We start from the raw sequence: 22,679 nt of genomic DNA on the forward strand, positions 1-22,679 counted from the left end.
GGGAAGAGTTTTCCCAATTCCCAATTCCCAATTCCCTAATTCACACGAGATGCCATAGTCAGCAATCCCTGCTGACCTAGTAATATTTCTCGTAGTAGGCTGAAAATACCAACCCAAATAATCGGTGTAATGTCCACTCCACCTATAGGTTGTACCAGTTTTCGTAATGGCACTAAAAATGGTTCGGTAGGCCAAGCTATTAAATTAAAGGGCAAACGATTCAAATTCACTTGCGGATACCAAGTGAGAATGATCCGAAATATAAATAAAAATGTCATCACCCCTAACACAGGGCCAAGAATCCAAGCAGTCAGGTCAACACCAGTCATCGGTTTAAGGTACTATCTATCTGTGAAGAAAGAAAAACTTAGGGGAACGGCAAGCCGCGCTTCGCGTAGGCGTAGCCCGTCGTTGACATAGCCACAAAATTTGAAGCTTTGTAAAGCACTCTCATCATCATTTTAACCAAATGCTGTCACTTCCATCTGGAATAAAAAAGCAAACTCGTTCACAGCAATTACCAAGTTTTGCAGTTCCGACTTAGAGGCTTCTCAAGAAAGTAATACACTATTAAAATTAGGATGAAGTGTGTAAAAAAAGGTTGAGAAGTATGACGCCTTCTTTAGCAAATTTTCTTTGGAGTTTGGCTTGGGGTACTGCAATTGTTGTAATACCCGTTACAGTTGGTCTAATTTTCATTAGCCAAAAAGATAAAATTCAGCGTTCATAATGCTTATGAGAGTTAATTTAACTCTCATAATCGATTGTCTGTCAGCTATCTACATTAATTGCACCAAAAGCAGATAACCTGCGCCTGGCATCAGTTGTAGATGACAAACATAGGTGTTTTTACTTTTCGGTGAACAGCTTCAGAGCTTCTTTGCCAGAGGCTTTGAAGCTTCAATATTTATCGTGACTAATTAGAGTAGTGATTTTAATTGTGACTCGCTAACATAGATTTGATATTGGGAAAACAGCAATGATAAATTTTGGGCTGAACTCAGCCAGTTTTCTGGCTCAGGTAAATTTTGGGGCAAATTCAGCCAGTATTCTAGGAATTTTCCTGGCTGTGGCTGGGGCAGCACTGTATTTTCTCCGCACTGTGCGCCCAGAATTGTCACGGGATCAAGATATCTTTTTTGCAGCAGTCGGTTTGCTCTGCGGCTTTATTCTCGTGTTTCAAGGATGGCGGCTAGACCCGATTCTACAATTTGGTCAACTGCTTTTAGTTGGCACAACTGTATTTTTTGCAGTTGAAAGTATTCGTTTGCGGAGTATAGCTACCCAGCAAGCAAAGCGTAACACTCCGATTGTGGATGAAGAGCGAGAGGTAAGCGGAAATTATTCAATGAACCGCAATCGCAAGAATTATGGAGCCCAGATGGAGGCAGACTTAGATCCACTGCCTTATGAAGACGAGGAGGAACGCCCCGTGCGTCCCCGGATTCAGGGTAGCAGAGATAGAATTTCAACTCGTGATGACTATGAGGAGGAGCAAACCCCCCGTCGTTCAGGACGCCGTAACAGCAGCAGTAGCGAAAGACAGGCTCCAGCAGATAGAACGCGTCAGAGGACTTCTGGCCGTCCTGTGAATCGCCCTTCTGAAAGCTCTGAAGATGAGAATTGGGGTTCTTCATCTAGGCAAGTTGATGATTGGGAAAGTTCGGGAGGGGAAGTTAGAAAACCTTCTCGCCGTAATAATAACGGTTCTCAACGTCCAGAAAGTCGTGAAGATGATGTTGCTCCCAGACCAAGAAGGCGTCGTCCACCCACTGACTCAACTCCTCGAAGACAGCGCGAAGATGATGATGCGATCCCAACTGATTATGTGCCATACAACCCGATTGAAAAGCCAAATGATCGGCCAGATAATTCGACCGATTTTGATGACGATGTTTAAAACAGTTGATGTGGAAGTAGGTTTAGAGGCGACGGAAAACAGTTGAGGTGGAAAAATTTACGCCTACATTTTGGCTCCAAAGACCAATTCATTGGAGCCTGGTTTTTGGTTTAACAGGTTTGCTTGCATCTTGTAGTTATAACGATATTCCCATAGGGCCTACTTCTCTCAACAGTCGCTACACCGAGGAGCAACCTGCTTTGAGTGGGAATGGGCGCTTTTTAGCGTTTGTATCTAATCGGAATGGTAATCAGCAGCTGCTAGTTTTCGATTTAGAGAGGCAACAGTTTATTGGTACACCGGGCATAAACCGAGCAGAGACTATTGCTGAAAGTCCTAGCTTGAGCTATACCGGGCGTTATATTGCTTATCTTACTAGCGACCAAGGTAGGGCGGTGGTGGCGCTTTACGATCGCGCTACGCAACAGTCGCAAATCGTCACACCAACCTATCGCGGCTGGATCAGAAAACCAAATATCAGTCCAGATGGACGTTATATTGTCTTTGAAACCGCTAGCCGTGGTCAGTGGGATATTGAAGTCCTAGACCGGGGGCCAAATATTGAGTTAGATATTCCTAACGGTGCAACTGTAGGTTCACCTCCGTAGGGGAAAAAGTTAGGAGTTAGGAGTTAGGAGTTAAGAATTTGGAGAGACGCGATTAACAGTAAACCAAAAAGTTTTTCTCCAAAAAGCGATCGCACTCAATCACCAAAAACAAAACCCCACAGCTAGAGACGTGCTACGGAGTGACAATTGCGATATCGGGGAAATGGGGCGATTGATTCGGTGTGACAGGAATGGCACTAAAAATTTCTACTTGAATTGTTTCGCCTATTAACACTACGATTCTTTGAGAGCGTGTATCGTAGCGAGTTAATTCAATTGTTCTTAATAAGATTGCTTGCTCGTACACATACGCGGTAGAAGGTTTCTAGCTGTTCTATTGTAGGATGCAGTGGTTTGATTCAAACCTCCTCAGAATTTTTATTTTTTGTACTACCACTTCTAGTTTCACCTAAAGGTCAAACAGTTATGCAAATCATGTGTCAAAACATTATAGGCTGTGGATCGCAGGGTCTACAGTCTGCCAATGAAAATAAATCGGCATGGACGCGCCAAGGTTCTTACTCAGCAAGAGATACAGCTAATCTTCAGTGATGGGTTAGACAATGACCGCGATGCCTGCTCTGGGCTACGCCTACGCACCTTGTTTGTCGTATGCCTATTTAGCGCCTGTAGAATCCGCGAATGCAGTACCCTGCTAACTCAAGATATTTACACCCAAAAAGGTATTGTCAGACCCCGGTTAATTATCAGAAAATCAAACACCAAGGGGAAACTTGCAACTAGGTCAATCCCAGTGATTGATTAATCGCGTCTGTACCTTAGGAGTTAGGAGTTGTGAGACTATTGACTAATGACTAATGACTAATTAGATGAAACGTATTTTTTTTATACCTGTATTTTTCTGCTTAAGTTTATTAACTGGGTGTTTTGGCTACCCTCGCCTTTTGAGTTATCCCTTTGATCCGGGGGGTCGGAGTCTCAATAGTTTAGCGTCAGAATTAAACCCCCAAATTTCTGGGAGATACATTGTTTTTATTACTGACCGACGCGGTAGCCAAGATGTTTATATGTTTGATACGGTGACTCGTGATTTGGTTGATTTGCCAGGTTTAAATTCCTTTGATGCGATCGCAAATCACCCTAGTGTTTCACAAGATGGTCGTTATATTGTGTTTGCAGCTAGTCGCCAGGGGCGATCGGCTATTTTTCTTTATGACCGAGAAACACGCCAATCACGAAATTTGACTAATAACCTCCAAGCTGAAGTCCGCAACCCTACAATTAGCGCTGATGGTAGTAGGATTGCTTTTGAGTCCAGTAACAACGGCCAGTGGGATATTTTAGTATATGACCGGAATGGACAGCCGTTGAATATACCTCAAGAACCGCGTTGAAAAAATGGGGACTGGGGACTGGGGACTGGGAAAGAATTCTTTTAATCCCAATCCCTAATACCCAATCCCTAATACCTAGTCCCCAGTTTCTCTTCTTGTTGCACAGATTCAATGAGCGATCGCACTTGTTCTGTCCCCTCAGAAGGTTCAAATGATAAGGGGAATTTGCCCCGAAGGATCATCCGCAAACCGAGGGGTGCAAGACTGAGTAATCCTTTTAAATCACGAAAATAATTACCGACTACTTGTAAACCAAATTGACGTTCATCAATCCAACCACCTTCTTTAACTAAATCTATCAAAACTTTCCGGTGACGAATTGAGCGACTATCGCTAGCTTCTTTGTGGGTGAGAATTTCTTGTTTAACTTTGGTGATTTGTTCTAATGGTGCAACTTCCATTGGACAAACTGAATCGCAGTACAAACAACGGGTGCAACCCCATACACCTTTAGTCCCTTCGTTGTAGCTTTCTAAACGATTTTCGGTATCGCTATCGCGGGAGTCTGCTACCATCCGGTAAGCTTTGGCAAGGGCATGAGGGCCAACAAAGTCTGGATTAACTTCACGGGCGTTGCATTCAGAATAACAAGCACCGCACATAATACAGTTACCAGTTTGATCGAGGCGCGATCGCTCTTGTGGTGTTTGCAAAAACTCTCTTTCTGGTACTTGTCGTGCTGCCGTACTCACATAAGGAGCAACTGCCTCTAAATTATTCCAGAAACTGCTCATATCTACAACCAAATCTTTAATCACGGGCATATTGCCGAGAGGTGCGATCGTGATTTCACCAATAGCATTTACTTTACTTTGAGATGATGGTATTTGTTGTAATCTAGCAAGTTCACTACCAACATTTTCCTTGCAAGCTAAAGCCGAACGCCCATTAATTCGCACAGCACAGCTACCACAAATGGTATTACGGCAATTTTTGCGAAATGCCAACGTTCCATCTTGCTCCCACTTAATATGATTCAGACAATCCAAGATTGTATTACCTGGTTCTGCCTCTACAAGGTAGGTTTGCACAACAGGGGAGGAATTTTGTTGCTGTCGAATGACCTTAAAAATAACTTCCATGACCACTAACCAAAATTTTAAAATTACTTCATCAGCCTTAACAATCATGAGTCAAGGCAGGTAGTTGTGAAAAGTGAGCTATACTCTTTTTGCCCTCAATTCAAAGCCTGGTGTTAATAGACTGACGATTAAAAGGCGATTGATTCTAGTTTAAGGATAACCATTAAAATTTTACTTTTAGCTACGCTGTAGGCAAGATTTGTGTCAATTTTTGAGATAAAACGCCAAGAATCTAATGGTCGCTTGACATTGAATTTAGCCGTTTGAGAATGTAAAGGAAAGGGACTTTACTTAGAAAGGGACTCAGGTTTATCTTTGTTCTAGCCTTCGTATGCAAATTAAATGCATTTCCGGTTAGCAACACCTCTTCATATCAACTTGAGCCAAGCAGTCCTAGCTGGAAAATTCCGCCTTGACAACCGCTTGACGGAATTTTTTGATTATATAGAAGTGTAAAAGCACATCTTTAATATATAGTAGTGGCAATTAAGCGCTAGGCGTATGTTAAGAGATTTATTCTTACCATAGACAGACGTAGAAAATACTCTGACTGCTTTTGAGCTTACGGTAATAAACCGAGGAAAAATCCTTACCACTTTCAAATAAAAGTCTCACGCATCGGGGAATCCAGGATAGGCAGGACTTTGAGATTTTTGCCTCCTCTCAATCAAGAAAATCTTGAATTTAACTCATTGGTCAAAACTACTCGTCTAAATTAGATAAATTTTTATAATGCAATAAAGGTTTAGGAAAATCGTCACGGCTTTTTCCAACCTTTAAGTCCAGAAATTTAAATAAAAATTTACCAGCAATTTTAATTCAAAATTAAACAACTATTTTGCTATTATTAGTCCATGCTAGTATTTAATATAAAATTACGAACTCACAAAACCAGAATCAATAGCCGTATCAGCGCGGCTACTACTGCTTTGTTGATTCGTAATGTAGAGACAAGAAAATTCGCGTCTCTACTGGCAGGACAAAAGGGCATAAGCCCGTAGGACTCTATTGAAATACTATGCTGTCCTAAGCTTGAGAGGATAAGTAGAGAAAACTCTACCTGCTCATTAGCAGAAGGGCAAGCACTGAAAGTGAAAAAACTGCAATTTATTGGGTCTACGACTTATTTGGAGTAGAACCAACCCCATTTGTAAAGGTGGCTGAAAGTTACACCGCTACAGTAGCGCCAAAAGAGAAAATAATTTCATTTCTGATGGCGAATAATGGTTAAAAGTGCCGTGAAATCAGCAAAATTAGTTTCTATGGCAACTATGACCTCTAATTGGTTGTGGACAACCATAATATGAAGTGCTTTTGTCTCCTATCGGCAGTGATTCACCCGTTACATTAGAGTCCTAAGTAGCTCTATGCACATGCTAAAAAGTCAAATGCTGGCATGAGACTACATCGTTTATCAGCTTGGAGAGAGTAAGGAAAATTTGAGCATAATGACTGAAACTGCAACCGCGCCATTAACCGGAAAAGCACTACTTGCGAAAGTAAAAGAACTTTCCACTTTACCACGCCGAGAAAGAGCCAAACAGTGCGGCTATTACACTGTTACTAAGAATAATCAGGTTCGTGTCAATCTCACAGATTTTTATGACGCTTTGCTATCGGCTAGAGGAATTCCTCTAAGTCCAGAAGCACCTAAAGATGGTCGTGGTCGTGAACCGACATACCGGGTTAGTGTCCATCAAAATGGTCAGATTGTGATTGGTGCTACATATACCAAAGCAATGGGCTTAAAGTCAGGAGATGAGTTTGAAATTAGGCTGGGATACAAGCATATTCACTTGATTCAACTTGGTGAAAGTGATAAAAAACTCACCTCAGCAGATATAGACTCTGAGGAATCTGACGAAGATTTGGAAGACGAAGAGTAAATTTGCTGTCGGGGTAAGGACAAGTTATCATCACCTGAAACTTATCCTTACCATCAGCAAACTGGTAACTCTATTGAAAAAATTTTGTCTCAGGTAAAAAATACGATTAGACCCCTTGCATAATTCACCAAATTTAGTAGAGTCTTGATTAATCAGCAAGAAATCTATAGTGCAAGAAGTCTATCGTGTTTTTTTTGATAACTTTTTTTGAGCCTTCGGTCAATGCCTTACTAGCATTTATGCAAAATGCACCAGCACTAGTTATAGTGATGGTATTTTTTATTTTCTGGATAGTTTGCTGGTTGCCAGTAGCTGCAATATCAGCAATATTGCTCAATTGGCAACCCCCAAAACCTTTGCAGCCAGAGCAAAAAATGCCGTTATTGGTGTCACTTTACCTATTAGCTCCCCCAATTCTGTGGGGAGTTAGTTGGTTTACCAATAAATCTTTTTTTGATTACGGCTTTACTGGGAATCTTTCAACTCTTAGTTCTTTAGCGCTAGGTTTCTGTTTGGGAGTGGTTAGCCTAGCTATTGTATTTAGTGGGCAATTTGGGTTAGGTTGGTGTTCTTTTGAAAAAACGAATTTCAAGTTACTACTACCTATCTTGCTACCGGTTTTCTTGATAGCGTTATTAGTCGGTGGGATAGAAGAGTTAGTTTTTCGGGGTTTTCTATTCACGGAATTAGTGCAGGATTATCCCGTTTGGGTAGCAGCAGCAATTTCTAGCTTGATTTTTGCCTTACTACATCTAGTTTGGGAGCAACGTGAAACCGCACCCCAACTCCCTGGATTGTGGCTGATGGGAATGGTGCTGGTGTTGGCACGTTTTGCCTCTAGCAACAATTTGGGTTTAGCTTGGGGACTACACGCGGGATGGATATGGGCGATCGCAACCCTAGATACAGCAGAATTAATTACTTACACTGGTATTGTCTCTGACTGGTTCACAGGTAAGAATAAAAAACCCCTAGCTGGTTTGGCGGGAATTATTTGTGTACTGGGAACCGGAACAAGTATCTGGCTTTTCTCTAGGTATTTTTAATTTCGTGTTAAATGTCTTATGGTATTGGGTGAGTCATGCACAATTAAGATAAAACTGGAGCATGAGTCTATGGCATACAGTGATTTTAGTCTTCTTAAAGTCAGAGATACATTTAGCTTAACTTTGGAAGAGACACGTAATCTGTTTCTGACTGTCGGCGGGGTGCAGCCCTCTGACTTGCTAAAGCAGTTGCTGAATGAGAACCTCACTTTAGCTACTGCCATCAACAGTGAAAAAGCTCGTTCTGAGTTCTTAATCGCTCCTATTCTATCTGAGGTGAGGCGACAGTTAAATTATCAAATCAGTTTATTTTCAGGTACAGAGTTCAATATCGATCCTGCAAAAGGACTCTCAGGTTTTTGTGACTTCATCCTTAGTGCATCTGGTGAACAGTATTTTATCAGTGCCCCAGTAGTCACTGTTATAGAGGCCAAAAATGAGAATATCATCGCCGGATTGGGGCAATGTACAGCCACAATGATTGCTGCTCAGATATTCAATCAAAGAGCAGGAAATGATATTAAAGTGATATATGGAGTTGTGACAAGTGGAACTGCTTGGAAATTCTTAACTTTAGAACAGAATACTGTTTGCATTGACTCGATAGAATATCATGTTAATGCAGTCGATAAGATTCTGGGAATTATATTGCAGACCTTTGAAAGTTCCCTGTCTAAAACCCTAGTTTAGAGAAATGGTAAGTAGATAGGCATAAATAAAGTGAAAATAGGGTGGACGAGATGCCCACCCTAGAAAGGATGATTAATTTTTGTGGGGTTTGTGTCTCGTCTGCTAGATATTCGTTATCTAATCCCTAATACTTAACGCCCAAAACCAGGAATTAACCGCTTTAGGGCGCGATCGGCAACGTCGCCATAGCGTAGCTCTCCACAGAGGATTTTACCCATGATTTTGGCACCAGAGGGGCGCTTAACACCAGCTTTGTAGCCAATGCTTGGAAAGCGATAGAATGCTCCAGCTAATTTTTGCGCCCAAGCCATCTCAGTACCCCATTCTTCATTAATAGCTTCACTATATTTTTCTAAAGCGTTGGTGTCACCAGAAAGAGCCTCATTAATAGCTCCTGCTGCAATTAAACCGCTAAAAATTGAGGGACGAATACCTTCTGCTGTCATGGGATCGACTACACAAGCAGCTTCCCCAGCCAAAACTGCATTTTGGGTATGCAGCTTTTGCTTGCCATTCCACAAACAAAGGGGATAACCATACTGCTTGCTAGTTTTGATATCTACATTAAACGATCGCGCATACTCATCTAAAATCTTCTTAAAATCTTGTGGTTCGCCACCGATAAACGTACCGACACCAATGGAATAACCATCAGCTTTTGGGAAGTTCCAAATGTAGCCATTTTTCACTAAGCCAAACTCGAAGTGAATCGTGGATTTGTCCTTCACTGTTGCCAGAACTTCTGCTTCTAAAGCTGCTGCTAAACGGCGTTTACGTTCTTTGAAGCCGAGCCATTTTGCCATTGGCCCTTTAGCACCATCAGCTGCGATTAAGTAGCGACCTGTAATTGGCCCATTGGCTGTGTTAACTTGCCAATAGTCGCCTTTAAATTCAATACCCGTTACTTCAGTATTATCTCGTAGTTCAGCCCCTAGTTTCTGTGCTTGCTGCACTAGAAAATGGTCAAAAATATCTCGTCGCACCATCCAGACGGGTTCTTCTGTGGCAATTTTTGCTTCCACAGGGTCGCCCAATTTCCAGGTAAAGCGAAGGGAGTCAGCTTTTACAGAAATGGCTGGGCTAAAATCAAAGTCAAACCATTGAGCGATCGCTGGAGATACACCACCACCGCAAGGTTTATATCTTGGCAGGGGTTCCTTTTCTAACACTAATACTGAACGACCCTGCTTGGCTAAATGATATGCAGCCGTTCCACCAGCTGGCCCAGCGCCGACGATGATGCAGTCGTACATAAGGCTGAATTTTTGCTCCTGAATTAGTTGATTTTTTCCTGAGTAGGGTCATAATTCATGAATTGTCCCTACTTTAATTATTCACGTCCGTTTACTTGTTCAATTTTTGTGAGATAGCTAAAAAATGATAAAGGCTGAAGAATTTAACTATCATCCTTCAGCCTTTATGCTTAAGACTTTAGACTTTAAACAGTCGTAATGTCTTTTTCTTTTTCTGCCAAGAGTGCATCTATTTTGGCAGTATACTCATTTGTCAGTTTTTGCAAGTCGTCTTGCTGGTCTTTTGATTCATCTTTGGAGATTTCAGAAGCTTTCTCCTGCTTGCGAATCGAGTCTATGGCATCGCGGCGGATGTTGCGAATAGCAACACGACCCTCTTCAGCATACTTTGTAGCCATTTTGACAAATTCTTTCCGGCGATCGCTTGTCAAAGGCGGAATATTCAGCCGAATTACAGAACCATCGTTACTCGGTGTTAAACCCACATCGGAGAGAGAAATCGCCTTCTCAACGATGTTTAGGGTGTTACGCTCGTAGGGCTGAATCAGAATTGTCGAGGCATCTGGCGTGCTAATATTTGCCAGTGATTTTAAGGGCGTAGGCGAACCGTAATAGTCCACTAATACTTTATCTAATAGACTCGCATTGGCGCGACCAGTGCGAATCGTGTTAAAAGCTCGTTGAGTTGACTCAACAGAACTTTGCATTTTGCTTTTCGCGTCAGCTAATATCACAAGAACCTCCCACAAGGGTACCGATGGATTCTCCCAAGACTGCTCGGTGGATGTTACCTCGCACCGTTAGGTCAAATACCAAAATTGGGATATTATTTTCTTTACACAAGGCGATCGCAGTACTATCCATCACCCGCAAATCTTTGGCTAAAACGTGCGCGTAGGTGAGGCTATTGTAACGCTTGGCGTTAGGATAAATATGAGGATCTGCATCATACACCCCGTCTACTTTGGTGGCTTTAAAAATCACTTCAGCATCAATTTCTGCTGCTCTTAGTGCCGCCGTGGTGTCTGTAGTAAAGAAGGGATTTCCAGAACCAGCACCAAAAATTACCACCCGCCCTTTTTCAAGATGACGGATGGCACGACGACGGATATATGGTTCTGCTAATTCTTGCATAGCGATCGCGGTTTGCACCCGCGTCTGTACCCCTATGTGTTCTAGCGAATCTTGCAACGTCATGGCGTTCATTACCGTGGCAATCATCCCAATATAGTCAGCGGTTGCCCTGTCCATCCCCGCCGACGCTGCTTTAACGCCACGAAAAATATTGCCGCCGCCAACAACTATGGCAATTTGAGTGCCAGTGGCTATCACCTCTGCTAATTCTTGTGCTATTCCTTTGACCACTTCTGGATCAATGCCATAGCCCATGTTGCCCATTAAGGCTTCACCGCTCAGTTTGAGTAAAACCCGTCGGTAATTCGTTCCCATGAAGTTACGCTTTATCAAAAAAGTTGCAATTGCCTCCAATTTAAGATAGCAGTTACAGGGACTATCTATGTCTAGTTACGCCAAATCAATGTAGTACCGACTGGTTCTGTTTGTGGTACATCTATTGTCTGACCAAGAAAAAGAGAGGCGATCGCAGTTCTCAAATATTCCTCTCCCACTGCTGATGCATCTTGGGGATGATTGTCAATTTTGCCCTTGTAGCGGACTATACCATTAGCATCTATTAAAAAGGCCATTGGTGTTTTTGTAGCACCAAAACTCTGGGTTACATCTTGCGTCGAGTCCCACAGGTAAGGAAAGTTCAAATTGTGACGCTGGGCAAAAGCTTTCATATTTTCAAAGCTTGGCCTAGTTTCAATATTACCATCACTACCATTCATCCCAATTAGTGTGAAGCCTTTCGAGGCAAATTCGGCTTGAATGTTTTTTAACCTGTCTATATACCACTCTACATAAGGACAGTGGTTACATAAGGAAATAACGCCCACTGCTCGAAACTTCTCAAGATAACGCCTAAGATGGTGTACTTGACCGTCAATTCCTGGCAGTTCAAAATCGGGTGCATAGCTCCCAATGGGAGTATCGATTGTTTCTAGTAAATTCATGTTGTCTGGCTCGCAGAACTAGGAACAAGAAAAATATTGTTAAATTCAGCGTCAGTTTCCAGTTGCAAACCACCCCTTAGCCGATGCCTCATATTCGATAATGTTATAGACTCGCATTAGCGATCGTAAATTGTGAAACTACTGAATCTAGCACTGATGCTAATTCACTCACATCTGAATAAATCGCAAAAATATTATTCGCATCATAGAAGTTATGATTCCTAATGCTGAGATAATCTAAGTTGTGAGTAAATTGCCTCTATCAACAAGACGAAAACTCTCTATACTGCATAAAATTATCAGCTTAGAAGCTTTGGTGGTGTATGTCTAAGTTATCACTAGAGCAAAGCATTTACTTTAAAAATCTGATAAATTTTGTTCAAATTAAAAACAATTTTACTTGTGCCTTACGGCTGAAAGGCTTTTACCCTTATATTCATCAAGTTTCCCATGACAACATCAATTTCAGAAACAGCATTTACCTCTACAAAAACCTGGATTTGGCAAGATTTCCCTATCTGCTATCAAACCCAAGGAACCACTGGGCCAGTTGTTGTCCTGGTGCATGGATTTGGGGCTTCTTGGTGGCATTGGCGGAGAAATATTCCCGTATTAGCACAAAATTGTCGTGTTTATGCAATCGATTTGATTGGTTTTGGTGGTTCTGCAAAACCTCAACCGGGTGAAAAAATTGCTTACACTCTAGAAACCTGGGGACAACAAGTAGCAGATTTTTGCCGCGAAGTTGTTGGCGAACCTGCTTTTTTAGTTGGCAATTCAATTGGCTGTATTGTAGCCATGCAAGCAGCAGTTGGCAACCCAGAAATTGCCTTGGGAGTTGCTTTGCTCAACTGTTCTTTACGGCTGTTGCACGATCGCAAACGGGTAACTTTACCTTGGACTCGTCGTTTCGGAGCGCCTTTACTGCAACGCCTGTTATCTATCAAACCAGTTGGCGATTTCTTTTTCAATCAACTCGCCAAACCGAAAACAGTGCGGAAGATTTTACTACAAGCTTATGCAAATCCTGAGATGGTGACAGATGAGTTGGTAGATATTCTCACTTCACCAGCAAGCGATCCGGGGGCTGGGGCTGTGTTTCTTGCCTTTACTTCTTATTCTACAGGGCCGCTACCAGAAGACCTTTTACCACTGTTACCCTGTCCTGCAATTATCTTGTGGGGAACAGCCGATCCGTGGGAACCAATTAAGTTAGGCAGAGAATTAGCTAACTTTCCGCAAGTACAAAAGTTTATACCTTTAGAGGGAGTAGGGCATTGTCCGCAGGATGAAGCGCCGGAGTTAGTCAATCCGATTTTACTCGATTGGATTTTGGAGCGATCGCGGTAATTGACTCGGCTCAATTTTCACGTAATGGGTGGTATTGAATATACTCGAAAAGATTTATTTTTTGTTGGTTGAGTCGATCGGGAAATTGACTTTCTATCGCGTTTTTTGTACCCAGATTAGATTTTGGCTATCCTCTATGTACTGAACGTCATCAGTATCATTAGCTATCCAGTTAGCCTCTCTAAAACAAAATGAGGAATAGTACTCAAAGCAATTACTAATTCAAAATTAATTGACTTAAATAAAAAGCAAAGGCTGCACTACCCAAAGGAACTGTTAAATTGTCAATCCCCAAAAATGAAACAGCTTCTAAAGCAGTAGCGATAAATGCCACCATCAGCGATATCGCCCAAATTTGCCAACTATTTCCTTGAGTTCCAACTAAAATCAAACTACTAATGAAATAGCTAACGAGCATCATAGTTAGGGAGCCTTCCCAACTTTTTTGCGTACCAAAAACTTTATACTTATGTTTACCAAAACGTTGCCCAATTAAGGCTGCTAATCCATCTCCCCAAGTCATTACCAAAATTCCGAGTGCTGCGTACTGGGGTTGTTGCAAATACCAGAACCAGGCAACTAAAATACCGAAACTGACAGAGTAAAAAAATGTCCCTAAACTTTGGCGTCCAACGCTATTAATACCAGGAAGAATGGGCAATCGGTAGGATAATAAGGTGATTGCACTCGCTAAAATAGAAGCTGTAATCCCTACGCTAGCAGGAATATTTAGCCACCAGGCGATTAAAATCACATTACCAGTGCCAATATGAACTATCTTCCGCACGATTTCTGGCTTGTCGGCAAAGCGGTTTACCACCCATGCAATCAGAAGGATAAGTAACACCCAAATTGCAGCTGAAGCAATTTGCAGCCAGAAAACCGGAATTGAGGTGAAGTCAGAAAATGTAATTAACAAAGATGCGACAAAATGAAAAGTTTTACCCCTGTTACTAATTTATAAGATTTGGGTAGCTGCAATGAAATTATTATTTATTTGGCTGATTCGGGGCTACCGAATGTTTATCTCGCCGTTGTTTCTCCCGACTTGTCGCTTTCAACCAACTTGTTCGATGTATGCTATTGAAGCCATTGAACGATTTGGAGTGTTACGTGGTAGCTGGATGGCAACTCGGCGGATTTTGCGCTGTCATCCGTTTCATCCAGGTGGTTACGATCCAGTGCCAGAGGTGGTAGAAAAGGTCAAGGAGGAGTAGTTTTGTGCAAATGGTGGCGAATTGAGGTTGGAGTTTAAACACAAAGGGGCGCAAAGGGAAGCGCAGAGGGATGCAGAGAATGACAAAATTATTAAAGGATGTGTTCGTGGGTATAGCTATTTGGGGAGATGTCAACAGATGAGGTTGTCATCTAGCGTGGGAAGGTTGAATAATTTAATTTGGACTTACGATGATTAATCTTACTGCGATTTCTATACCTGAACCACAAATTCCTACTCCTGGCCCGAGTCCGCTACCTAGTCCCGAACCAGTACCGGGGCCAGCGATTCCTCAACCGTTACCGGGGCCTGTACCAGAACCAGTACCTGCTCCCATTCCTCAAACAGTTCCAGGGCCAATTCCCCAAACCATACCGGAACCTGTTTAGATTACCTTGGTAATGTAATCCAAAATCTCAAATCTAAAATCCAAAATGCTAAGAGCCGGAATTGTCGGACTTCCCAACGTCGGAAAATCTACTTTATTTAATGCTGTAGTTGCTAATGCTAAAGCAGAAGCAGCTAACTTCCCTTTTTGCACGATTGAACCGAATGTCGGCGTTGTCGCAGTACCGGATGAGCGGTTAAATGTTCTTGCTAAGATTGCCAGTTCGGTACAAACTATTCCGGCGCGGGTGGAATTTGTAGATATTGCCGGTTTAGTTAAAGGTGCAAGTCAGGGTGAGGGACTAGGGAATCAATTCCTGTCCCACATCCGGGAAGTTGATGCGATCGTCCATGTGGTACGTTGTTTTGAAAATGACGATATTATCCATGTTGCTGGTTCTGTTGACCCAGCACGAGATATTGAAATCATTAATATAGAACTGGGTTTATCAGATTTATCACAAATTGAGCGGCGAATTGACCGGACTCGCAAACAAGCTCGTACCAGCAAAGATGCACAATTTGAAATCACAGTTTTAGAAAAATTAGCTGCGGCTTTAAATGAAGGTAAATCGGTGCGTCAGGTAAGTTTGAATGAAGAAGAAGAAGTAATTATTAAGGGATTAGAACTGCTCACTTATAAACCGATTATCTATGCAGCCAACGTATCTGAGGATGAGTTGGCAACTGGTAATCATTTTGTGGAAACAGTGCGGCAAATTGCAGCTACAGAAAATGCTCAAGTTGTGATAGTTTCAGCCCAAGTTGAAGCGGAATTAGTAGAATTACCAGAGTCAGATAAAGCTGATTTTCTCGCATCTTTAGGTGTGGAAGAAGGCGGTTTGAAATCATTGATTCGGGCAACTTATATGCTTCTAGGCTTACGGACATATTTCACCTGCGGCCCCAAAGAAACCCGCGCTTGGACAATTAATGCCGGAATGTCTGCACCTCAAGCTGCTGGTGTAATCCACAGTGATTTTGAGCGGGGATTTATTCGCGCTGAAACTGTCGCTTATAAAGATTTGGTAACAACTGGTTCGATGAATGCTGCAAAGGAAAAAGGGTTGGTTCGCAGTGAAGGGAAAGAGTATGTTGTGCAGGAAGGGGATGTAATGTTGTTCCGATTTAATGTGTAGGGGTGATTAATTAAGTGGCCGTTATCAATCAGATAATGGTAATCTTATACCAAATTGCGATCGCACTAAAACAACTTGACAAAAGCCTTAGTGTATGTATACTCTTTAACAAAGTTGTTAGGCGATCGCAAATAAGCAAGCAAGGACATACTTCAGTTAGTTCCACCCAGCATGTATACGTAGGAACCCAAATTCTCATCATCTGTACCAACAATTACACCACCTTCCGCACCGGGAATAAGTTCTATACCTTCAATTTTGTGGTAATCAGAGCGGTAAATAGGAACAAGTTGAGAATTTTGTCGCCATACAATTTTGTTACCATGTAATCCTAGATAACCAGCGACATATACATCTGACTGAAATGGGCCATCATCTCCAGCATCACTTGCTGAGGTGATGTACACAATTCCTATGGGGTCTATCTTAATATCTGAAATATGACGAACATTGCCAGATGGAAACGGTGCTTTCAGATTGGCAGAACCCGCGAGAGTAATTTGATATTTAGCCAAATCAAAGATTCCCCAAAAAATAGTTGCTGGTTGTTCTCCTTCACCTCGATGTGCCCAAATAGCAACTAATTTACCGTCTATATTTTGTAATCCAAATCCTTCAAAATTATTTCCTTGAATAATTCCTGGTAAATTGAATTCTTTGAGAACTAAGATGGTTTTAGTGACTGGATTTAATCTGATGTAATAGGCTTTTCCAGAACTACTTAAAGCGATAAAAGAAAATTTTATTTTTTCTGGAACAGATGTTAAAGCTTCTAAATCGATGGGCAATTCTATGTTATTTGGCCAGTTTAAAGGGAAATATTCAGGTTGGTTTTTCCCTTTAAGACTAATAGTTGCTAAACGGGTTTGATTGGGTTTTTTGTTGTCATGAACAATCAGAAAATCTAGAGAATTGCTTTGTTGCTTTATCAAAGCCATACCACTGATACCGAAAGGAATACCACCGCGAACTGGTCGCCAATCTTGCGCCCAAACTTGCACAGATATGAGCAACAATGCACTCAAGACTACTATATTTACGATCAACCTAAGAAACCGAGGCATATTAAAAAGGATTGGGCATGGGGCATTGGGCATGGGGTTAGAAAATTCCCACTGCCTACACTCCGTAAGAAGAGTGTGTTAGTCGATGCTCAATCATATCAAATTCAGAAAATTTGCATCCACCTCTATTAAGGAATATTTTATACTTGAGATTATCAGGATATTTACGTAATTAATGGAGTTACGATAGTACTTTTTGTAAAGAAAGCAATAATTCGTTGATAGTATAGGGCTTTACCAAGAATGTATTGATACCAGTAGCAGCTACTGCACTGAGTTTATTATCAGACATAAGTCCACTGCTGGCAATAATTCTGACTAAGGGATTGATTTTTTTCAGGGTGCGGATGGTAGTTAAACCATCCAGTGTGGGCAGCATAATATCCATGAGTACAGCATCAATTTTATCCCGATTTTGAGCGTATAGGGCGATCGCTTCAATCCCATCACTGGCAATTAGGGTTTTGTAGTTGTGAGCTTCCAGTGATGTTCTCGTAATTTCTTGAATAGCAACTTCATCATCCACAACCAAAATCAATTCTCCATGTCCTGCCTGTGGTGGCAATTCTTCTGGAGTAATTGTTTCCATTCCTTCCACTGCTGGTAAGTAAACCTGAAAGCTGGTGCCAGTTCCCGGTTCACTATCCACGTTCACAAAACCACCGTGGCTTTTAACGATGCCAAGGACGGTAGAAAGTCCTAACCCTGTGCCTTTTCCGACATCTTTTGTGGTAAAAAATGGCTCGAAAATTCTATCTAAGATTTCTTTTGCAATCCCAACTCCAGTATCGGAGACAGTCATCACTATGTAAGGCCCCTCTTTTGCTTCCAGGTTCATGCGGGCATAATTTTCATCAATCAACACATTTTCAGCATAGAGACTCAAACTACCGCCATTGGGCATTGCATCGCGGGCGTTAACGCAGAGGTTCATTAGCACTTGATGTAGTTGGGTGCTATCTCCAGAAACCATCCACAAATCTTGCAGGACATCAGTGCTGATTTGTATGGATTTGGGAAATGTCTCTTTAAGAATCTTGCCAACTTCCACAATTAGATGTCTGATTTGCAAAGTGATGCGCTTTCCTTCTACACCCCGCGCAAATGACAGTACTTGTTTAACTAAATCAGCCCCGCGTCTAGCGTTGATTTCCAAAATCTCCAATAGATGACGGGTGCGTTCATCTGCATCAGGAAATTTGAGTGGTAACAGTTGCGCTCCGGCCAAAATCGGTGTCAGGATGTTGTTGAGGTCATGAGCAATACCACTAGCTAGAGTGCCGATGCTTTCCAAGCGTTGGGCGCGAAACAATTGGGCTTCTAGGTGCTTTTTCTCGGTAATATCTGTGTCAACGGTGAGAATTGCTTTCGGTTTTCCTTGTTCGTCGTACACTAAACTCCAGCGACTAGCAACAAGGATTTCTTTGTCATTTTTGGTGAGTTTATTTAACTCGCCCTGCCACTTTCCTTTACTAGTAGCTTGTAAAAGAGCCGCTTCAATTTCTGGTGAAGGTTCGTCATACAAAAGCTCGCTAGCATTTTTGCCCCAAGCCTCTGTAGCTCGCCAACCAAAAAGTGTTTCTGCGCCTTTGTTCCAGAAAATAATTTGATTGTTTAAATCTCGGACGCAAATGGCATCTGTGGTGACATCAAGTAATGCTGCTTGTTCGCGGATTTTTTCTTCTGCCAATTTACGTTCGCTAATATCAATACTGGCGCATGTCACGCCCACAACTTCTTGCAACTCATTCCGCAATGGCTCAACGGTCAAGTCGTAATATCGAGTTGTATCTTTGATTGTAATTGATACTTCCTCTCGCGTTCCTATACCAGTAGTTAACACCCCATGCTTAATTGTAATGAGATGTTGAGCATCTTCAACTGGGATAATATCCAAGTCTTGTTTGCCCAATATTTCTTCAACTGTCAAGCCCGATGGGGGATTGTAAACCCAGGTGTAGCGTAACTCCATATCTTGGTTGTAGACAAAGATAGGGGAGTTTTTGAGGGCCACCCGAAATCGCTCCTCACTGTGGCGCAATGCGTTGTCTGCCCGTTGACGTTCGATGGCATAACGCATGGAACGTACCAGCAAGTCGCCAGTTACTTGCCCTTTCACCAAATAATCCTGCGCTCCTTCCTGCATTGCCCTAATTGCCAAGGTTTCATCATTTATACCAGTCAGCACAATTATCGGAGTGGCTTTTGCTTGATGGTGAGCGATGACAAAGGTTTCTAGCCCCTGGCTATCTGGCAGCGAGAGGTCTAGCAGAATCACATCAAAGATTTCCTTTGCTAGGTAGTTAATTGCTTCAGAAAGCCGCTCAACGGGCATCAAATCAACTACAACTGTTGTAACTTCCTTTAAAAACTCCTGTAATAAAAAAACATCACCAGGGTTATCTTCTACTAACAAGACTTTAATATTTTTACCTGCCATTTCCACTACTCCGGTGGCAGTTTTACGATCGCAAACCAAAAATTTTCTATTGATTGTACAATTTTAACGAATTGATCGAAATCTACTGGCTTAGTTATATAACAGTTTGCAGATAAATTATAGGCTTTGAGGATGTCTTCTTCAGCTTGGGAAGTCGTCAGAACTACTACGGGAATTCTTTTGAGCTTTTCGTCTGCTTTGATTTCTGCCAGTACTTCTCGCCCATCTTTTCTCGGTAGGTTAAAATCGAGCAGTACAATATCGGGATGAGCTACTGTGATGTATTGCCCTTGTTTCCGCAAGAATGCCATTGCCTCCACACCATCTTCGACCACATTTAGGTGAATCGATATTTTACTATCTTCTAGGGCGATGCGTGTAAGTTGAGCATCGCCAGGATTATCTTCTACCAACAAAACCTCAATAGGCATAATCGCTTTTATGGTACTCACGATTGCTTACCTGCTCTATCTGGAATTGTGAAGTAGAAAGTCGAGCCTTGACCCGGTTTCGACTCAACCCAGATCCGGCCGCCGTGGCGTTCTATAATCTTTTTACAAATTGCTAGACCGATTCCAGTACCAGGATACTTATCTCTACCGTGCAAGCGCTGGAAAATTATAAAAATGCGTTCTGCATACTGGGATTCTAAACCAATTGCATTGTCGCATATCCAGAACAACCATTCATCTACCGATGGGATGGAATTTAAATTTTCCCCGTCTAAATTTGCATTTGGCTTGGCTACCCCAATGTGAATTTGTGGCTGCTGATTTTGGCAAAATTTGATGGCGTTACCAATCAGGTTTTGAAATACTTGTGTGAGTTGGGTAGTATCAGCCATCACTTTCGGTAGAGGGTCGTGAGTAACAATTGCTTTACTATCTGCGATCGCAATTTGGAGATTAGCGATCGCAGATCGTAAGATGACATCACAATCAACTAACTTAAAAGGTTGTCCACGGGTGCTGACGCGAGAATAGTTCAATAAATCGTTGATTAGGGTCTGCATTCGCCGGGCCCCATCTACTGCATAAGTGATAAACTGATCGGCATTGGCATCAAGTTGATTTTTGTATCTTCGCTCTAGTAGCTGTAAATAACTTGTTACCATCCGTAACGGCTCTTGCAAGTCATGGGAAGCCACATAAGCAAATTGTTCCAATTCTGCATTAGAACGGACGAGTTCTTGACTTTGCTGAGTTTCTTTTTCTAATAGTTGCGCTTGAGATAAAGCAATACCAATTTGGTTAGCTAGTTGCTGTAACAACTCCGTCTCAAAGTTATTCCACTGTCGAGGTGCGGCACACTGATGAGCCAGCAACAAGCCCCAAATGCCATCCCTGACAAGAATCGGTACTACGAGGTTAGCTCTCACAGCAAACTGCTGAAGAAATTCTCGATGACATGGTTGAATATGAGCAGCTTCAATGTCTTCAATAGCACTCACTCTGCCCCGACGATATCTTTCTATGTATTGTTCTTTAAAGCATTTATCGTTCAGATTTTCTCCCAAAATTAAGGGCCAACCAGGTAATACTGCCTCTTGTATCACTGTTCCCGAACCATCAGTTTCCAGTCGGAAAATTAAAACTCGGTCAGCTTGGAGTAATTTTTGTACCTCAATAACTGTGGTTTGAAGAATTTCATCTATTTGTAAAGATTCTCGAATTTTCAGAGTAATTTCAGCAAATAATTGCGATCGTAAATTCTGCCGTTTTAATTCCTCATCTGCCCGCTTGCGATCTGTGATATCTGTATAAGAACCCACCATGCGAACTATATCACCCAATGCGTCCCAAAGTGCCTGTCCTCGATCTAGAATCCATTTATAGCTGCCGTTTTGGCATTGGACTCGATATTCACAGACGTAAAACGGTGTTTTCTTGGCAAAGTGGTCTTGGAAGGCTTGAAGTACCAAGTCTCGCTCATCGGGGTGGATTCGTTTTATCCATTCATCCCAACCATTGGAAACTTCGTGGTCTTTATAACCGAGCATTTCTTTCCACTGAGTTGAGAAGAACACTTCATTAGTCTTGAGGTTCCAATCCCAGATGCCATCATTATTACCATGTAATGCTAATTGCCAGCGTTCTTCACTTTCCCGTAATGCTTCTGTTGTTCGCCGCCGTTCAGTAATGTCTTGAAAATAAATAGACAAGCCGTCTTTTGCAGGATAACCGTGGACTTGCAGCCAGCAGTTTAGTGGCGGATAAAACTCCTCAAATTCCACACTCACCTGTTCTAAAATTGCCTTGTGATACTCACGGTAAAATGTTGTGCCGATGATTTCTGGAAAAACTTCCCAGATGTTTTTACCCAAAAGCTCATTTTGTTTTTTTTGCAACAGCCGTTCTGCTTGACCATTAATGTAGGTGAATCGCCACTTTTTATCTAAGGCAAAAAAACCATCAGTGATGCTTTCAAGAAGATTATTGGTGCGGGTTCTCGCAGCTTCAGACTGGGCGCTAGCTGCTTGCTCCTGTGCCATTAGCTTTTCAGTAACTTCAGATACTTCAGTTACATAACGCCTAAGTTCTAATTGGTCGATTACTAAGTGACTCAAAGCCACAAGTGCTTCAACTTGTTTTTGGCTCAATTCTTTGGGAACTTGGTCAATTACACACAGAGTTCCTAGCATATCTCCCCTTGGGGTAATTAAGGGTACGCCCGCATAAAATCGCACGTATGGGTAGCCAGTTACTACCGCATTATTGGCCAACTTTTCATCAGCTAAGGTATCAGGAACCACTACAACCTGACGTTGCTCTTGGCAAAGGTAAGACAATCCAACACACCGGGGCATTTCTGATACATCTAAACCTACTTTTGCCTTAAACCATTGACGGTTTTCATCAATAAAATTTACCAAAGAGATGGGAGTATCACAAATAAATGCCGCTAACTGAGCAAGATTGTCGTAAGCTTTTTCGGGTTCAGTGTCAAGAATTTGATACTGGCGGAGGGCTTCTAGCCGCGCCAGTTCTGTATCAATGTGTCCAGCGTTCATTAACTTTTATTAATAAATTTAAGTGTAATATTTCTGGATCAAAAGTAGCGTAATCTTTTTTAACAATTCTTAGTCATTTCCCCGCGCCTGGCTGTTCAGGAAATTTTGTCGTACTTTTGCGATCGCACTAATTCTAGTGTAAACAAATTTAGTCTTGTTATAAAAATCATGATTTTCA

Annotated in this window: 24 protein-coding genes; 12 read left to right on the top strand and 12 right to left on the bottom strand. The window is 42.0% G+C overall.

Annotated features, from left to right (window positions below; genetic code table 11):
* Positions 1-35 precede the first annotated feature (35 nt).
* The gene (locus CDG79_RS07280; protein ID WP_094341548.1) at positions 36-329 is read right to left on the bottom strand and encodes a YggT family protein; all 294 of its coding nucleotides are present in this window, start codon (positions 327-329) and stop codon (positions 36-38) included.
* Positions 330-610: 281 nt separating this feature from the next.
* Here CDG79_RS07280 and psbX point away from each other — a divergent pair, with 281 nt between their 5' ends.
* The 3 genes from psbX (at position 611) to CDG79_RS07295 (ending at position 2,508) form a co-directional block, all read left to right on the top strand.
* Positions 611-730: a photosystem II reaction center X protein gene (gene psbX / locus CDG79_RS07285; protein ID WP_094330563.1), complete on the top strand. Its 120-nt coding sequence runs from the start codon at positions 611-613 to the stop codon at positions 728-730.
* Positions 731-979: 249 nt separating this feature from the next.
* Positions 980-1,900, top strand: coding sequence for a Ycf66 family protein (locus CDG79_RS07290; protein ID WP_094341549.1), 921 nt, complete (start codon positions 980-982; stop codon positions 1,898-1,900).
* A gap of 47 nt (positions 1,901-1,947) precedes the next feature.
* Complete coding sequence (locus CDG79_RS07295) at positions 1,948-2,508, top strand: TolB family protein (protein WP_094341550.1); 561 nt, start codon at positions 1,948-1,950, stop codon at positions 2,506-2,508.
* A gap of 133 nt (positions 2,509-2,641) precedes the next feature.
* On the opposite strand, the gene CDG79_RS43490 is transcribed toward CDG79_RS07295, so the two are convergent.
* Positions 2,642-2,815: a DUF6888 family protein gene (locus CDG79_RS43490; RefSeq protein ID WP_442939521.1), complete on the bottom strand. Its 174-nt coding sequence runs from the start codon at positions 2,813-2,815 to the stop codon at positions 2,642-2,644.
* Positions 2,816-2,992: 177 nt separating this feature from the next.
* Here CDG79_RS43490 and CDG79_RS07300 point away from each other — a divergent pair, with 177 nt between their 5' ends.
* Positions 2,993-3,274, top strand: coding sequence for a hypothetical protein (locus tag CDG79_RS07300; RefSeq protein WP_094341551.1), 282 nt, complete (start codon positions 2,993-2,995; stop codon positions 3,272-3,274).
* Positions 3,275-3,338: 64 nt separating this feature from the next.
* Entirely contained in the window at positions 3,339-3,863 is a 525-nt protein-coding gene (locus CDG79_RS07305; protein WP_094341552.1) for a TolB family protein, read from the top strand.
* 68 nt (positions 3,864-3,931) lie between these two features.
* Here CDG79_RS07305 and CDG79_RS07310 read toward each other — a convergent pair whose 3' ends face one another.
* Entirely contained in the window at positions 3,932-4,945 is a 1,014-nt protein-coding gene (locus tag CDG79_RS07310; RefSeq protein ID WP_189524916.1) for a succinate dehydrogenase/fumarate reductase iron-sulfur subunit, read from the bottom strand.
* Positions 4,946-6,393: 1,448 nt separating this feature from the next.
* Between CDG79_RS07310 and CDG79_RS07315 the strand changes: the two genes are divergently transcribed.
* The 3 genes from CDG79_RS07315 (at position 6,394) to CDG79_RS07325 (ending at position 8,567) form a co-directional block, all read left to right on the top strand.
* On the top strand, positions 6,394-6,831 hold the full coding sequence (locus CDG79_RS07315) for an AbrB family transcriptional regulator (RefSeq protein ID WP_094341554.1): 438 nt from the start codon (positions 6,394-6,396) through the stop codon (positions 6,829-6,831).
* A gap of 239 nt (positions 6,832-7,070) precedes the next feature.
* Positions 7,071-7,877 carry a CPBP family intramembrane glutamic endopeptidase gene (locus CDG79_RS07320; RefSeq protein WP_094341613.1) on the top strand — a complete coding sequence of 269 codons (807 nt, stop codon included), beginning with the start codon at positions 7,071-7,073 and terminating at the stop codon, positions 7,875-7,877.
* Between the two features lie 69 nt (positions 7,878-7,946).
* Positions 7,947-8,567 (top strand): hypothetical protein, encoded by a 621-nt coding sequence (locus CDG79_RS07325; RefSeq protein ID WP_094330557.1) that lies wholly within the window; start codon positions 7,947-7,949, stop codon positions 8,565-8,567.
* A gap of 131 nt (positions 8,568-8,698) precedes the next feature.
* Here the strand turns inward: CDG79_RS07325 and CDG79_RS07330 are convergent, their stop codons facing one another.
* The 4 genes from CDG79_RS07330 to CDG79_RS07345 form a co-directional block, all read right to left on the bottom strand.
* Complete coding sequence (locus tag CDG79_RS07330) at positions 8,699-9,820, bottom strand: geranylgeranyl reductase family protein (RefSeq protein WP_094341555.1); 1,122 nt, start codon at positions 9,818-9,820, stop codon at positions 8,699-8,701.
* A 185-nt stretch (positions 9,821-10,005) separates the two neighbouring features.
* Positions 10,006-10,554, bottom strand: a complete 549-nt coding sequence (frr, locus tag CDG79_RS07335) for a ribosome recycling factor (RefSeq protein ID WP_094341556.1) — start codon at positions 10,552-10,554, stop codon at positions 10,006-10,008.
* A complete protein-coding gene (gene pyrH / locus CDG79_RS07340; protein ID WP_094330554.1) occupies positions 10,541-11,269 on the bottom strand; it encodes a UMP kinase in 729 nt (242 codons plus the stop codon). Before pyrH ends, frr begins: the two co-directional genes overlap by 14 nt.
* Positions 11,270-11,340: 71 nt before the next feature.
* Positions 11,341-11,895 carry a thioredoxin family protein gene (locus CDG79_RS07345; protein WP_094341557.1) on the bottom strand — a complete coding sequence of 185 codons (555 nt, stop codon included), beginning with the start codon at positions 11,893-11,895 and terminating at the stop codon, positions 11,341-11,343.
* Between the two features lie 450 nt (positions 11,896-12,345).
* Between CDG79_RS07345 and CDG79_RS07350 the strand changes: the two genes are divergently transcribed.
* Positions 12,346-13,245: an alpha/beta fold hydrolase gene (locus CDG79_RS07350; RefSeq protein ID WP_094341558.1), complete on the top strand. Its 900-nt coding sequence runs from the start codon at positions 12,346-12,348 to the stop codon at positions 13,243-13,245.
* A 217-nt stretch (positions 13,246-13,462) separates the two neighbouring features.
* On the opposite strand, the gene CDG79_RS07355 is transcribed toward CDG79_RS07350, so the two are convergent.
* Positions 13,463-14,164, bottom strand: a complete 702-nt coding sequence (locus CDG79_RS07355) for a diacylglycerol/polyprenol kinase family protein (RefSeq protein WP_094341559.1) — start codon at positions 14,162-14,164, stop codon at positions 13,463-13,465.
* A gap of 61 nt (positions 14,165-14,225) precedes the next feature.
* Between CDG79_RS07355 and yidD the strand changes: the two genes are divergently transcribed.
* The 3 genes from yidD to ychF all read left to right on the top strand — a co-directional run bounded on the left by yidD (position 14,226) and on the right by ychF (position 15,987).
* Positions 14,226-14,462 carry a membrane protein insertion efficiency factor YidD gene (yidD, locus tag CDG79_RS07360; RefSeq protein WP_012412579.1) on the top strand — a complete coding sequence of 79 codons (237 nt, stop codon included), beginning with the start codon at positions 14,226-14,228 and terminating at the stop codon, positions 14,460-14,462.
* A gap of 190 nt (positions 14,463-14,652) precedes the next feature.
* Positions 14,653-14,850, top strand: a complete 198-nt coding sequence (locus CDG79_RS07365; RefSeq protein ID WP_094341560.1) for a hypothetical protein — start codon at positions 14,653-14,655, stop codon at positions 14,848-14,850.
* A 45-nt stretch (positions 14,851-14,895) separates the two neighbouring features.
* The gene (gene ychF, locus CDG79_RS07370) at positions 14,896-15,987 is read left to right on the top strand and encodes a redox-regulated ATPase YchF (RefSeq protein WP_094341561.1); all 1,092 of its coding nucleotides are present in this window, start codon (positions 14,896-14,898) and stop codon (positions 15,985-15,987) included.
* A gap of 152 nt (positions 15,988-16,139) precedes the next feature.
* On the opposite strand, the gene CDG79_RS07375 is transcribed toward ychF, so the two are convergent.
* The 4 genes from CDG79_RS07375 to CDG79_RS07390 all read right to left on the bottom strand — a co-directional run bounded on the left by CDG79_RS07375 (position 16,140) and on the right by CDG79_RS07390 (position 22,501).
* Positions 16,140-17,051, bottom strand: coding sequence for a hypothetical protein (locus CDG79_RS07375; protein ID WP_094341614.1), 912 nt, complete (start codon positions 17,049-17,051; stop codon positions 16,140-16,142).
* A gap of 181 nt (positions 17,052-17,232) precedes the next feature.
* Complete coding sequence (locus tag CDG79_RS07380) at positions 17,233-19,491, bottom strand: hybrid sensor histidine kinase/response regulator (RefSeq protein WP_094341562.1); 2,259 nt, start codon at positions 19,489-19,491, stop codon at positions 17,233-17,235.
* Between the two features lie 5 nt (positions 19,492-19,496).
* Positions 19,497-19,922, bottom strand: a complete 426-nt coding sequence (locus CDG79_RS07385; RefSeq protein ID WP_335088645.1) for a response regulator — start codon at positions 19,920-19,922, stop codon at positions 19,497-19,499.
* Between the two features lie 17 nt (positions 19,923-19,939).
* Positions 19,940-22,501: a GAF domain-containing protein gene (locus tag CDG79_RS07390; protein WP_094341564.1), complete on the bottom strand. Its 2,562-nt coding sequence runs from the start codon at positions 22,499-22,501 to the stop codon at positions 19,940-19,942.
* Positions 22,502-22,679: the final 178 nt, after the last annotated feature.

Source organism: Nostoc sp. 'Peltigera membranacea cyanobiont' 232 (assembly GCF_002245985.1).
Lineage (GTDB): Bacteria > Cyanobacteriota > Cyanobacteriia > Cyanobacteriales > Nostocaceae > Nostoc.